This window comes from Nocardiopsis sp. iso_238, assembly GCF_056173325.1.
Genome location: NZ_CM149668.1, coordinates 140,699 through 154,773, shown reverse-complemented (window position 1 = coordinate 154,773; position 14,075 = coordinate 140,699). Strand labels below are relative to the sequence as shown.

The 14,075-nt window shown below is 64.5% G+C and carries 6 protein-coding genes and 3 rRNA genes; all 9 read right to left on the bottom strand.

Annotated features, from left to right (window positions below):
- Positions 1–289 precede the first annotated feature (289 nt).
- A 5S ribosomal RNA gene (gene rrf / locus AC0VYL_RS00705) occupies positions 290–405 on the bottom strand.
- A gap of 97 nt (positions 406–502) precedes the next feature.
- Positions 503–3,592: ribosomal RNA gene (locus AC0VYL_RS00700) — 23S ribosomal RNA — on the bottom strand.
- 306 nt (positions 3,593–3,898) lie between these two features.
- Positions 3,899–5,431 (bottom strand): 16S ribosomal RNA (locus tag AC0VYL_RS00695).
- Together the 16S, 23S and 5S rRNA genes form the textbook arrangement of a ribosomal RNA operon.
- Positions 5,432–6,064: 633 nt before the next feature.
- Positions 6,065–6,550 carry a SixA phosphatase family protein gene (locus AC0VYL_RS00690; protein WP_475482009.1) on the bottom strand — a complete coding sequence of 162 codons (486 nt, stop codon included), beginning with the start codon at positions 6,548–6,550 and terminating at the stop codon, positions 6,065–6,067.
- A 259-nt stretch (positions 6,551–6,809) separates the two neighbouring features.
- Positions 6,810–9,239: a sodium-translocating pyrophosphatase gene (locus AC0VYL_RS00685; RefSeq protein ID WP_475482008.1), complete on the bottom strand. Its 2,430-nt coding sequence runs from the start codon at positions 9,237–9,239 to the stop codon at positions 6,810–6,812.
- Positions 9,240–9,852: 613 nt separating this feature from the next.
- On the bottom strand, positions 9,853–10,368 hold the full coding sequence (locus AC0VYL_RS00680) for a DUF309 domain-containing protein (protein ID WP_475457888.1): 516 nt from the start codon (positions 10,366–10,368) through the stop codon (positions 9,853–9,855).
- Positions 10,369–10,375: 7 nt separating this feature from the next.
- Positions 10,376–11,320 (bottom strand): alpha/beta fold hydrolase, encoded by a 945-nt coding sequence (locus AC0VYL_RS00675; RefSeq protein WP_475457886.1) that lies wholly within the window; start codon positions 11,318–11,320, stop codon positions 10,376–10,378.
- A gap of 6 nt (positions 11,321–11,326) precedes the next feature.
- Positions 11,327–11,815, bottom strand: a complete 489-nt coding sequence (locus AC0VYL_RS00670) for a phage holin family protein (RefSeq protein WP_475457884.1) — start codon at positions 11,813–11,815, stop codon at positions 11,327–11,329.
- A 223-nt stretch (positions 11,816–12,038) separates the two neighbouring features.
- Entirely contained in the window at positions 12,039–14,009 is a 1,971-nt protein-coding gene (acs, locus tag AC0VYL_RS00665; protein WP_475482007.1) for an acetate--CoA ligase, read from the bottom strand.
- Positions 14,010–14,075: the final 66 nt, after the last annotated feature.

Here is a 14,075-nt window from a genome sequence, read left to right as displayed (position 1 = left end):
CACACCGCCCGCGGTTGAGGAAGCCACACACCTGTACGTCCACACCCCCGGGCTCCAGACCGTGCCGTCCGTTCACCGGTCCGGAGGTTGTCCCCGCAGGCTTCACAGCCCGCCATGGCCAACCCCCACCCACCACACCCAACCCCGATACCGGGGGAACATCCACCCCCACCCACACAGCCCTGCCCACCACCATTTTCACAAACGCACAAACCAGGGCAACAAAAAAGAGAAGGAGAAGAACCCACACCCCAAGGCGTGAACCCTTCCCCTCCCCTTCCAAGAAAAACCGTGGCGGCGACCTACTCTCCCACCCCATCACAGGGCAGTACCATCAGCGCAAGGAGACTTAACGACCGGGTTCGGAATGAGACCGGGTGTGACCCTCCTGCCAAAACCACCACGGAAACCAACACCCACAACCACCACTCAACCCCGAAAGGGAATGACAGCCACGAGCAAGCTTCGTGAACAAAGTGTGCGCGAACATCCAATTATCTGCAGCGGACAAGCCCTCGACCTATTAGTACCGGTCAGCTCCACCCCTCACAAGGCTTCCACACCCGGCCTATCAACCCTGTCGTCTACAGGGAGTCTTACCCTCTCAAGGAGGCAGGAGACCTCATCTCGAAGCAAGCTTCCCGCTTAGATGCTTTCAGCGGTTATCTCTCCCGAACGTAGCCAACCAGCCATGCCCTTGGCAGGACAACTGGCACACCAGAGGTTCGTCCGTCCCGGTCCTCTCGTACTAGGGACAGCCCTTCTCAAGTCTCCAACGCGCACAGCGGATAGGGACCGAACTGTCTCACGACGTTCTAAACCCAGCTCGCGTGCCGCTTTAATGGGCGAACAGCCCAACCCTTGGGACCAACTCCAGCCCCAGGATGCGACGAGCCGACATCGAGGTGCCAAACCATCCCGTCGATATGGACTCTTGGGGAAGATCAGCCTGTTATCCCCGGGGTACCTTTTAGCCGTTGAGCGACACCGCTTCCACACGCCGGTGCCGGATCACTAGTCCCAGCTTTCGCTCCTGCTCGACACGTCCGTCTCACAGTCAAGCTCCCTTGTGCACTTACACTCAACACCTGATTACCAACCAGGCTGAGGGAACCTTTGGGCGCCTCCGTTACTCTTTGGGAGGCAACCGCCCCAGTTAAACTACCCACCAGACACTGTCCCCGAACCGGATCACGGTCCAAAGTTAGATGCCCGAAACAGTCAGAGTGGTATTTCACCAACGCCTCCACCGCCACTAGCGTGACAGTCTCACAGGCTCCCACCTATCCTACACAAACCATCCCAAACACCAATGTCAAGCTATAGTGAAGGTCCCGGGGTCTTTCCGTCCTGCTGCGCGAAACGAGCATCTTTACTCGTAGTGCAATTTCACCGGGCCCATGGTTGAGACAGTGGGGAAGTCGTTACGCCATTCGTGCAGGTCGGAACTTACCCGACAAGGAATTTCGCTACCTTAGGATGGTTATAGTTACCACCGCCGTTTACTGGCGCTTAGATTCCTAGCTTCGCGGGCCGAAACCCACTAACCAGTCCTCTTAACGTTCCAGCACCGGGCAGGCGTCAGTCCGTATACAGCGTCTTACGACTTCGCACGGACCTGTGTTTTTAATAAACAGTCGCTTCCCCCCGCTATCTGCGACCCCACCCAGCTCCGAAGGCATGCTTCTTCACCGGACAGGGCTCCCCTTCTCCCAAAGTTACGGGGACAATTTGCCGAGTTCCTTAACCATGGTTCACCCGAACGCCTCGGTATTCTCTACCTGACCACCTGCGTCGGTTTAGGGTACTGGCCACACACGAACTCGCTAGAGGCTTTTCTCGACAGCATGGGATCACTCACTTCGCCAAAAACGGCTCGGCATCACGTCTCAACCTTCATGAGAGGCGGATTTACCTACCCCTCGGCCTACACGCTTACCCCCGGACAACCACCGCCGGGTAGAGCTACCCTCCTGCGTCACCCCATCACTTACCTACTACAAGCTCGGGTCCCAGACCAGTTCAGAGGCACTCCCCGAAGGGACCACCAAGAACCAGCGTGGTTAGCATCACCTGATTCGATACTGGACGCTCGTGCACGGGTACGGGAATATCAACCCGTTATCCATCGACTACGCCTGTCGGCCTCGCCTTAGGTCCAGACTCACCCTGGGCGGATTAACCTGCCCCAGGAACCCTTAGTCAATCGGCGGCAACGTTTCTCACGTTGCTTTCGCTACTCATGCCTGCATTCTCACTCGCACACCCTCCACCACTCGATCACTCGGCAGCTTCACTGGATGCACGACGCTCCCCTACCAACCCAAGAATAAACTTGGACTTCACAGCTTCGGCGGTGTACTTAAGCCCCGCTACATTATCGGCGCAGAACCACTTGACCAGTGAGCTATTACGCACTCTTTAAAGGATGGCTGCTTCTAAGCCAACCTCCTGGTTGTCTGGGCAACTCCACAACCTTTCCCACTTAGCACACGCTTAGGGGCCTTAGCTGATGATCTGGGCTGTTTCCCTCTCGACTACGAAGCTTATCCCCCGCAGTCTCACTGCCACGCTTCACTTAACCGGCATTCGGAGTTTGTCTGACGTCAGTAACCTTGTAGGGCCCATCAGCCAAACAGTAGCTCTACCTCCAGCAAGAAACACGCGACGCTGCACCTAAATGCATTTCGGGGAGAACCAGCTATCACGGAGTTTGATTGGCCTTTCACCCCTACCCACACCTCATCCCCCAGATTTTCAACTCTGGTGGGTTCGGGCCTCCACGAGGTCTTACCCCCGCTTCACCCTGGACATGGGTAGATCACTCCGCTTCGGGTCCACAGCATGCGACTCAAACGCCCTATTCAGACTCGGTTTCCCTACGGCTACCCCACCCGGGTTAACCTCGCCACACACCATGACTCGCAGGCTCATTCTTCAAAAGGCACGCCATCACAACCCCGAAGGACTGCTCTGACGGCTTGACAGCACACGGTTTCAGGTACTATTTCACGACCCCTCACCGGGGCACTTTTCACCTTTCCCTCACGGTACTAGTGCACTATCGGTCATCAGGACGTATTTTGGCTTAGCAGGTGGTCCTGCCAGATTCACACGGAATTTCTCGGGCTCCGCGCTACTCGGGAGAACATCAACACCTAGACTCTTCCTTCACCTACGGGACTCTCACCCACTCCGGTACCGCTTCCCAACGGATTCAGCTAGAAAAATCATCAGCGCTCCAGGCCGACAGACCTGAAAAGATGCATCCCACAACCCCGCACACGCAACGACTGTCGTCTATCACACGCGCACGGTTTAGCCTCTTCCCCGTTCGCTCACCACTACTAGGAGAATCACTGTTGTTTACTCTTCCTACGGGTACTGAGATGTTTCACTTCCCCGCGTCACCACCAACTACCCTATACATTCAGGTAGCGGCAACCCGACACAACTCGGGCTAGGTTTCCCCATTCGGACACCCGCGGATCAAAGCTCGGTTGACAGCTCCCCGCGGCCTATCGTGGCCTCCCACGTCCTTCATCGGCGCCTGATGCCAAGGCATCCACCGTGTGCCACTATCACTTGGCCACTACAGATAATAAGATGCTCGCGCACACTATTCACAAATCAAAACACCAACCACAAACTCCCCTACCTCAAACCACAAACCCAACCCGCAAGGGCCAGGATCGTGGGAGTTACTGGAGGTGGTAGCGGGAACCAACCACAAGGATTGCTTCCTCAGATACCCAACAGCGCGCCCCCCGACGCTTCTAGTCGCCGGAGGTTAAGTTCAATTTTCTATGAGCCACTCCCCATCACCCCGAAGGATGTGAGGTCCACTTTCGAGTCCGACCAACGATAGAAAGGTGTTGGTCTTCAAAAGACTCCTTAGAAAGGAGGTGATCCAGCCGCACCTTCCGGTACGGCTACCTTGTTACGACTTCGTCCCAATCGCCAGCCCCACCTTCACTCATTCCCTCCCCGAAGGGTTAGGCCACAAGTTTCGGGTGTTGCCGACTTTCATGACGTGACGGGCGGTGTGTACAAGGCCCGGGAACGTATTCACCGCGGCGTTGCTGATCCGCGATTACTAGCGACTCCACCTTCATGGGGTCGAGTTGCAGACCCCAATCCGAACTGAGACCGGCTTTAAGGGATTCGCTCCACCTTACGGTATCGCACGCCCATTGTACCGGCCATTGTAGCATGTTTGCAGCCCAAGACATAAGGGGCATGATGACTTGACGTCGTCCCCACCTTCCTCCGAGTTGACCCCGGCAGTCTCCCATGAGTCCCCACCATTACGTGCTGGCAACATGGAACAAGGGTTGCGCTCGTTGCGGGACTTAACCCAACATCTCACGACACGAGCTGACGACAGCCATGCACCACCTGTCACCCACCAACTAAATGACCCTGTATCTCTACAGGTCCACGGGTGATGTCAAACCTTGGTAAGGTTCTTCGCGTTGCGTCGAATTAAGCAACATGCTCCGCCGCTTGTGCGGGCCCCCGTCAATTCCTTTGAGTTTTAGCCTTGCGGCCGTACTCCCCAGGCGGGGCGCTTAATGCGTTAGCTACGGCGCGGAAACCGTGGAAAGTCCCCACACCTAGCGCCCAACGTTTACGGCATGGACTACCAGGGTATCTAATCCTGTTCGCTCCCCATGCTTTCGCTCCTCAGCGTCAGGTAAGGCCCAGAGACCCGCCTTCGCCACCGGTGTTCCTCCTGATATCTGCGCATTTCACCGCTACACCAGGAATTCCAGTCTCCCCTACCTACCTCTAGCATGCCCGTATCCACTGCAGAACCGGAGTTAAGCCCCGGTCTTTCACAGCAGACGCGACATGCCGCCTACGAGCTCTTTACGCCCAATAATTCCGGACAACGCTCGGACCCTACGTATTACCGCGGCTGCTGGCACGTAGTTAGCCGGTCCTTATTCCCCACCTACCGTCAACCCCACGAGAACGTGGAGCCTGCGTTGGTGGTAAAAGAGGTTTACAACCCGAAGGCCGTCATCCCCCACGCGGCGTCGCTGCATCAGGCTTTCGCCCATTGTGCAATATTCCCCACTGCTGCCTCCCGCAGGAGTCTGGGCCGTGTCTCAGTCCCAGTGTGGCCGGTCGCCCTCTCAGGCCGGCTACCCGTAATCGCCTTGGTAGGCCGTTACCCCACCAACAAGCTGATAGGCCGCGAGCCCATCCCTGACCGATAAAACTTTCCACCCTCCACCATGAGGTGGCGGGTCGTATCCGGTATTAGACGGCGTTTCCACCGCTTATCCCGGAGTCAGGGGCAGGTTGCTCACGTGTTACTCACCCGTTCGCCGCTCGTGTACCCCGAAGGGCCTTACCGCTCGACTTGCATGTGTTAAGCACGCCGCCAGCGTTCGTCCTGAGCCAGGATCAAACTCTCCATAAAGGTCAAACAACCCGTCCCGGCGACCAGAGGTCAGCCTGGGGCGAGTAAACCTAGAAGAAATCCTGACCAACCAACTCGCGTTGGTTAATCAAAGGAACCCTACGCACCGAAGTGCGTCGGGGCCAAAACAAACATGGCTTAAAGAAAATCAAACACGCGCTGTTGAGTTCTCAAGAAACAATCGCTCTTCCCGTACAAGCGCCAGAACCTCAAGGTTCCGTCTGCTCTTCCGGAGAAGGCCTCTGCGTTTCCACCGCTTTAGCGGCTTCTACGCTGTGTTGTGTCTTTACTTTATCAGGTGTTCCGCGCCCCGCCAAATCGGCGGTTTGTGTTGACCAGATCGGGGTAAAGCCCGTTTTGCTTCGTTTGGTTCCGAGTTGCTGCCTTGCGGCTTTTGCTCGTTTCCTTGAAGCGACTCTCCGAGTTTACATGGCCCGAGCAGTGCTCGAACCGGAGTGTTTCGGAGATTGTCTGACTCGAAGATCTGATCACGCCCACGGAGAACCCGTGTTCGTTTCGATCGAGAAGATCCTGATCCCTCCTTGCGACCTTGGGCCGGTCGGAGGCGACTCGGAGAACATTACCCCCCGCGCCGGAGCGCCGCAAACGGTTCTCCCTATGCCGTGGGTCACATCAGTTGAGGAGGCGTCCCTCGCCCGTCCCCGGGGCGGCGTACAGCCACTCCACCTCCAGTGACACGGCGGCGACCGTCGCCGGGACGAAGGCCGTCAGGGCCTCGTGTCCGACGAGCGACGCGGCCACCTGGGCGATGGTCGGGTTGTGTCCCACCACCAGGACGGTCTCGGCGTCGGCGTCGACCTGGTTGACCAGTTCCCACAGCTCGTCCACCCCTGCGAGGTAGGCCGACTCCGAGTAGTCGACGGCGAGGCCCGCGCGCACGGTCGGGTCCATGGCTCCCAGGACACCGTCCAGCGTCTGGCGGGTCCGCTCGGCCGTCGAGCAGATCACGTGATCGGGGACGTGACCGTGCTCGGCCAGGACCCGCCCCACCAGTGCGGCCTGTTTCCGGCCCCTGTCGGTGAGGGAGCGCCCGTGGTCGGTGACCCCGTGGCCGTCCTCCGCCTGCGCGTGGCGCATGAGCAGCAGCGTGCGACTCATGACGAGAGCGCCGTCGCGACGATGGCGAGCAGGGCCATGAAGCCCACCATCGCCCCCACGATGACCAACAAACCCTTCATCCCCGTCAAGGCCCACTCCCTCGCTCTGACTGTCCCCGCTGTCGGAGGCGTCCCCCCAGGTTAGGTGTGCGTCGAAGGTCCGGAACCGCCCCCTCACCCCACGCGGCGCGGCCGCCCGGGATGTCCCGGACGGCCGCGCCAGCTGTTCGGTCCGGCCCCGGTCGGGTCCGGACCCGGCATCAGCCCTGGTTGGCCTCCCCGGCCCGGGCCTCCTCCCTGTGCCCGCCGTCCTCCTCGGCGGGGTCGGCCGCGTCGCCGCCCGCGACGTCCGCGCCCTGGTCCCCGCCACCGGTGACGGCACCACCGTCTCCGGCCTCCGGGGCGTCCTTGGGCGCGGAGACACCGCTGGTCTCCGCGAGGTCCGTCTCGGTACCCGATCCACGGTTCTTCGACCAGAGGACCGCGCCGACCAGCACACCGACCGCGACCACGGTCACCCCGACCCGCAGGGCGACGTTGTCCGCGTAGATCACCACGCTGGGCGCGACGATCAGGGCGACGAGGTTCATCACCTTGAGCAGCGGGTTGATGGCCGGTCCGGCGGTGTCCTTGAAGGGGTCACCGACCGTGTCACCGATGACGGTCGCCTCGTGGGCGGCCGAACCCTTGCCGCCGTGGTGTCCGTCCTCCACCAGCTTCTTGGCGTTGTCCCAGGCGCCGCCGGAGTTGGAGAGGAACACCGCCATGAGCACACCCGCGGCGATCGCGCCGCCGAGGAAGGCGCCGAGCGGGGCGTACCCGAAGGCGAAGCCGACCGCGATGGGGGCCAGGACCGCGAGGAGGCCGGGGGTGACCAGCTCCCGCAGCGAGTCCTTCGTGCAGATGTCGACCACCCGCGCGTACTCCGGCTTCTCCGTGCCGTCCATGATCCCCGGGCGGGTGCGGAACTGGTTGCGCACCTCCAGGACCACGCGCTGGGCGGCCCGGCCGACCGCCATGATCGCCAGGCCGGAGAAGAAGAACACGACGCTGGCGCCGATGATGACGCCGACGAGCACGTCGGGCTGGTCCAGGGAGAGGGAGAAGACCTCGGTGTCCCCGAGCCGCTCCTGGACCGAGGTACGGAAGGCGCCGAAGAGGGCCGTGGCGGCCAGGACCGCCGTGGCGATCGCGATGCCCTTGGTGATCGCCTTCGTGGTGTTGCCGACCGCGTCGAGCCCGGTGAGGATGTCCGCGCCCTTGCCCTCGACGTCACCGGACATCTCCGCGATGCCCTGGGCGTTGTCGGAGACCGGGCCGAAGGTGTCCATCGCGACGATGATGCCGACCGTGGTCAGCAGGCCCGTGCCCGCGAGGGCGACGGCGAACAGGCTCAGGGTGATGGACCCGCCCCCGAGGAGGAAGGCGGCGTACACGGCACCGGCGATGAGCAGGGCCGAGTAGACCGCCGACTCCAGGCCGACGGAGATGCCGGACAGGATGACGGTGGCGGCACCGGTCTGCGAGCTCTCCCCGATGTCCCTGACCGGACGCTTGTCGGTCTCGGTGAAGTAGCCGGTGAGCAGCTGGATGGCGGCGGCGAGCACCAGGCCGATGAGGACCGCCGCGACCGCGATGAACCTGGGGTCGGGGTTGGTCCCGGCGTCCGCGATCTCCTGGAGGACGGTGTCGCTGACCCCGGACATCTGCTCGAAGCTGCTGGGCAGGTACCAGAAGGCCGTGACGGTGACCAGGACGGCGGAGATCGCGGCGGAGATGAAGAAGCCCCGGTTGATCGCGGTCATCGCGCTGCGGTCCCGGGTCCTGGGCGCCACGATGAAGATCCCGATGATGGCGGTGAGGACACCGATCATCGGGACCAGCAGCGGGAAGACCAGGCCCTCGGTACCGAAGGCGACGCGGCCGAGGATGAGCGAGGCGACGAGCACCACGGCGTAGGACTCGAAGAGGTCTGCGGCCATGCCCGCGCAGTCGCCCACGTTGTCACCGACGTTGTCCGCGATGGTCGCGGCGTTGCGCGGGTCGTCCTCGGGGATGCCCTGTTCGACCTTGCCGACGAGGTCGGCGCCGACGTCCGCGGCCTTGGTGAAGATGCCGCCGCCGACACGCATGAACATCGCGAGGAGGGCGGCGCCGAAGCCGAAGCCCTCCAGGACGATGGGAGCGTCGCCCCGGTAGAGGAGGACGACGAGGGCGGCGCCGAAGAGGCCGAGGCCGACGGTGATCATGCCCGCGACGCCGCCGGTGCGGAAGGCGATCCGCATGGCGGTGTGGTTGTCGCTCTCCGTGCCTCCCCGGGCGGCGGCCGCCACGCGGACGTTGCCGCGTACCGCGAGCCACATGCCGATGAACCCGGTGGCGGCCGAGAGCAGCGCGCCGAGCGCGAAGAAGACCGACCGGCCGATGGCGATGGCCCATGTGTCGGCCGGGAGCAGAAGCAGAAGAAGGGGAATGGCGACGACGAACACCGCGAGGGTGCGGAACTGCCGTTTCAGATAGGCCGCGGCTCCTTCCTGTACCGCGACCGCGATGTTGCGCATTCGCTCGGTGCCCTGGCCGGCGGCGAGAACCTCACGAACGAGCATCCCCGCGACGGCGAGCGCGAGTAGCGCGACCACCATGACGAGGATGACGAGGGTGAGGTCCCGGCCCTCCAGTGCCAGTGCCATGCCACTTCCCGTGGCTAGGTTGAGCCCAGACAATCCGTCCTCCTTGAGACGGGCACGTCCTTTTCGGCCCCTTGTCGGGGGTGCGCGGGCCGTCGGCCACGTGGGCTCCGGTGCCGCGCACCGCCGTGGACGTACCGCCGTCCGAAAGGCTCCTGAACTGGCTCGACGGCACGCTTGCCGGGGTCGAAGCGGTGCCACCTTCCTGTGTGGTGAACGCCGCCCGCAGTCACGCACGCGCGGACGGTGATCCCGGGATTCTACGCACGGAACCGAATAAAGCAGAGAGGCGGTTCGGCATTTGTCCAAGAGAGATTAAAGATGTGATCTCACGGTGATCCTGGGAATCGGATAAATGCCTTTAGTGGCATTGTTGGCCCCGCATGGCATCGTATAATGCGTTAACTCGATGTTAACGTTAAAGTACGCATAAAGCCTGGAACATGGAAGTTGCCCCTTAGGCCTCATCCGGCACGCAGGACCCAGGTTCAACATCGACACCGGGTCCGAGCCGGTGTTCCGCGCGATCGGGCTCCCCTCCGTGGCACGAGGCGCGGACCCTCTCCCGGAAAGGAGACGGGGAGAGGGCAGGAAGGGTTTTTCGGTCCGTACGGAACTACGCTCGGCGCAGCCGCATCCCCGAGGGATCGATGCCGTCCCCGGAGGTCGCGCGGCCGGAGTCGAGGTCGTCGGCCAGGCCCCGTGCGAACGCCGCCACTCCGGCCACGTCCACACCGTGCGGCGCGTCCGGACCGAAGGCCTCCACCCGGTCCGCGCCGCGCCTGAGCAGCCGCGCCGCCCCCACCCGGTTGCCTCGCTGCGCGTGGGTGACACCGACCGCCGTCTGCGCGAGGCCCCGCCACAGCTCCCGTTCCGGGTCCGGCACGGACTTCCAGACGGCTTCGAGCACCTCGTGCGCCGTGAACGCGAAACCACCGTCGAGCAGACGCTGCGCCTCCGCGATGCCCTCCTCCACGGTGAACACCGCGTCGTCGGGCACCCGGTCGACCTCACCGACACTGCCGTGCGGCATCGGACGGCCGTAGCGGTCACGCGGGCGCTGGTTCTGCGCCTGCCCGGACTCGTTGCGATCGCGGACGCCGTCCGCCCCGGGCCGAGGTCCCCTGGTCATACGTTCCTCACCGCCGTTCGCCGTCGGCGCCCCGGTCACCCGTGACGCCGAGTCCACCGTCGACTTCCCGCAACCACCCTACGAGAGCGCGTTCCACCTCACGTGGGCGCTCCTCGTGCGGGAAGTGTCCGGCGCCCGGAACCTCCACCCACCTGAAGGGACCGCGCACCCACCGGCGGGAGGAGCGCGCCACCCCGGGCGGACACACCCGGTCCAGGGCACCATGCAGCTGGAGGACGGGCACACCCACCGGGTGCCGCATGCTGCGGCCGTACCTGAACCCGTCCGAGCGGAACCGCGACCGGAAGATCCAGCGGTGGTACTCCAGCGAACAGTGCGAGACCTTCGGGATGGCGAACGCGAGGCGGTAGCGCTCCGCCGTCTCCGGGTCCGGCCAGCCCGGAGCGGACCAGGAGTCCAGGAGCTCGCCCACGCGGACACAGCCGTCAGTGAGGAGGCGGTGTTCGGGCAGGACCGGCACCTGGGCGCGGAGCAGGTGCGGGGTGCCCGGTCCCCCGGAGAACAGGACGCGGGCGGCACGGCGGGGGTGGGGGGCGGACACTGCGGCCAGGGCACGGACCGCGCCGGGGTGGTGGGCCGTCATGGTCCAGCCGACCAGTCCGCCGACCCCGTGGCCGACGACGACGGCGTCCGCAGCGCCGAGTGCGCGGACCAGGCTCGCCATGTCCTGGGCCAGTCCCACCAGGTCGTAGCCGCGCGGTGTCTTGTCGCTGGCGCCGTAGCCGCGCAGGTCGACCGCGACGGCGCGGTACCCGGCCTCGGCCAGGCCGGTCAGCTGGGCGCGCCAGGCCCACCAGAACTGGGGGAATCCGTGCAGGAGGAGGACGAGCGGGCCCTCACCGAGTTCGGCCACGTGGAACCGGGCACCGGCGGCGCTGAGCGTGCGGTGGGTCCAGGGGCCGTCGACGTAGGCGGCCGAGTCGTCCAGCACCGGAGGCTAACGGCTGGCGGGTTCGGCGGTCTCGCTGTCCGTGGCGGGCTCGACCGAACCGTCCCGGGGCGGGCGGATCTCGCCGCGCAGGATGCCCATGAGCCGGGAGGTGGTGACCGCGGTGCGGGCCAGTCCCTGGCGGCGGCGCAGGTTGATCACGGCGACCAGGACGAGGACGGCGGCGATCAGCAGGTAGAAGCCGGTGACGGTGAGGAAGGAGAGCCAGAAGGCCCACCCGACCACCTCGGCGAGGAAGAGTCCCACGGTGACCGAGAACAGGATCAGGACGAGGTGGAGGACGAAGGCCGCGGCCCCGAACTCACCGACGCTCTTGCCGATCTTCGTCGCGTCGGCCTTGGCCTCGAGCTTGGCGAGCTTGATCTCCAGCCGCACGATGCGGGAGAGGTTGTCGGTGGCGTCGGAGACCAGCTCACCGATGGAACGGTCGGAGTCGCTGGCAGTGCCAGGTCGGCCGGTACCCGGCTTGTCCACCATCGTGGGGGTTCCCTTCTCTCGGTCCGTACACGTGGATGATCCTCCGCATCCTCGCACATGCCCTCCCTCCCGTGTCTCTCACGGCACGCAAAACCGGAGGCTTCGGTTTCGTCACGTGGGTGAGCGGGAACGGCGCCCCGTCCCTTCGGAAGGGGCGGGGCGCCGTGGTGTCCGGGCCGGGCGGCGGCCGGGGACGTCGCGCGAGGTCGCGCGGTCAGACCGTTCAGTCGCCCTTCTTGGCGGAGGGCAGCTGCTTGGCGATCACGTCCATGATCGACGAGTCGGTCAGGGTCGAGGTGTCACCGATCTCCCGCTCCTCCGCGATGTCGCGCAGCAGACGGCGCATGATCTTGCCGGAGCGGGTCTTGGGCAGCTCGGGAACGGCGAGGAGCCGGGCGGGCTTGGCGATGGGGCCGAGCGAGGTGCCGACGTGGTTGCGCAGTTCCTGGACCAGGTCCGCGGGGACCTCCTCGGCACCGCCGCGCAGGATGACGAAGCCGACGATGGCCTGACCGGTCACCTTGTCGACGGCGCCCACGACGGCCGCCTCCGCGACCTTCGGGTGGGAGACCAGGGCGGACTCCACCTCGGTCGTGGAGATGTTGTGGCCGGAGACCAGCATGACGTCGTCCACGCGGCCGAGCAGCCACAGGTCGCCGTCCTCGTCCTTCTTGGCACCGTCACCCGGGAAGTAGAGGCCCTCGAAGCGCGACCAGTAGGTGTCCTTGTAGCGCTGGTCGTCGCCCCAGATGCCGCGCAGCATGGACGGCCACGGCTCGCGGATGACGATGAAGCCGCCCTCGCCGTCCGGGACGGACTTGCCCTCCTCGTCCACCACGTCCGCGACGATGCCCGGGACGGCGCGCATCGCGGCGCCGGGCTTGCCCGAGGTCACGCCGGGGAGCGGGCTGACCATGATCGCGCCGGTCTCGGTCTGCCACCAGGTGTCCACCACCGGGGTCTTCCCGCCGCCGATGTTCTCCCGGTACCACATGTAGGCCTCGGGGTTGATGGGCTCACCGACCGAGCCGATCACCCGCAGGCTGGAGAGGTCGTACCCGGCGGGGATCTCGTCGCCCCACTTCATGAAGGTGCGGATCGCCGTGGGCGCCATGTAGGCGATGGTGACCTTGTACTTCTCGATGATCTCCCAGAAGCGGCCCTTGTGCGGGGTGTCCGGGGTGCCCTCGTACATGACGACGGTGGCCGCGTTGGAGAGCGGGCCGTACACGATGTAGGAGTGGCCGGTCACCCAGCCGATGTCGGCGGCGCACCAGTAGACGTCGGTCTCCGGCTTGAGGTCGAAGACCGCCCAGTGGGTGTAGGAGGCCTGCGTGAGGTAGCCGCCGGTGGTGTGCAGGATGCCCTTGGGCTTGGCCGTGGTGCCGCTCGTGTACATGATGTACAGCGGGTGCTCGGCGTCGTGCGCCTCGGGGGTGTGCTCGGTGCTGGCGGTCTCGACGACGTCGTGCCACCAGACGTCGCGCTCGTTCCACTCGACGTCCTGGCCGGTGCGGCGCACCACGAGGACGTTCTCGACGGCGGGGCGGTCCGCGACGGCGCCGTCCACGGCGGGCTTGAGGGCGCTGGGCTTGCCGCGCCGGTAGCCGCCGTCCGCCGTGATGACGAGCTTGGCCTGGCTGTCGTCCAGGCGCTGGCCGAGGGCGTCCACGGAGAAGCCGCCGAAGACGACCATGTGCACGGCGCCGATGCGGGCGCAGGCGAGCATGGCGACGACGGTCTCGGGGATCATCGGCATGTAGATGGCGACGCGGTCGCCCTTGGTCACGCCCAGCGCGGTGAAGGCGTTGGCCGCCTGGGAGACCTGGTCCTTGAGTTCGGCGTAGGTGATCGCGCGGCTGTCGCCGGGCTCCCCCTCCCACTGGAGGGCGACGCGGTCCCCGATGCCGGCGTCGACGTGCCGGTCCAGACAGTTGACGGAGGCGTTGATCCGACCACCGACGAACCACTGCGCGTAGGGCGGCTGCCAGTCCAGGACGGTGTCCCAGGTCCGCTCCCACTGGAGCCTCCGGGCCTGCTCCTCCCAGAAGGCCAGGCGGTCACCGTTGGCCGTGTCGTAGGCGTCGGCCTTGACGTTGGCGTGCTCCGCGAGGTCCGCGGGCGGCGGGAAGCTCCTGGTCTCGTGGAGAAGGTTGGACAGTGTCTCCTGGCTCGGGGGAGTGCTGTCGGCCACTGTGATTCTCCTTACGTCGGCTGTGCGTCCAGCCTAATCATGTGGTCCATACCGGGGGAACAGCCG

Excerpts from the sequence above, each read along its gene's own strand:
- AC0VYL_RS00690 (WP_475482009.1), bottom strand. The coding sequence starts at position 6,550 with ATGAGTCGCACGCTGCTGCTCATGCGCCACGCGCAGGCGGAGGACGGC.
- AC0VYL_RS00685 (WP_475482008.1), bottom strand. The coding sequence starts at position 9,239 with ATGGCACTGGCACTGGAGGGCCGGGACCTCACCCTCGTCATCCTCGTC.
- AC0VYL_RS00680 (WP_475457888.1), bottom strand. The coding sequence starts at position 10,368 with ATGACCAGGGGACCTCGGCCCGGGGCGGACGGCGTCCGCGATCGCAAC.
- AC0VYL_RS00670 (WP_475457884.1), bottom strand. The coding sequence starts at position 11,815 with ATGGTGGACAAGCCGGGTACCGGCCGACCTGGCACTGCCAGCGACTCC.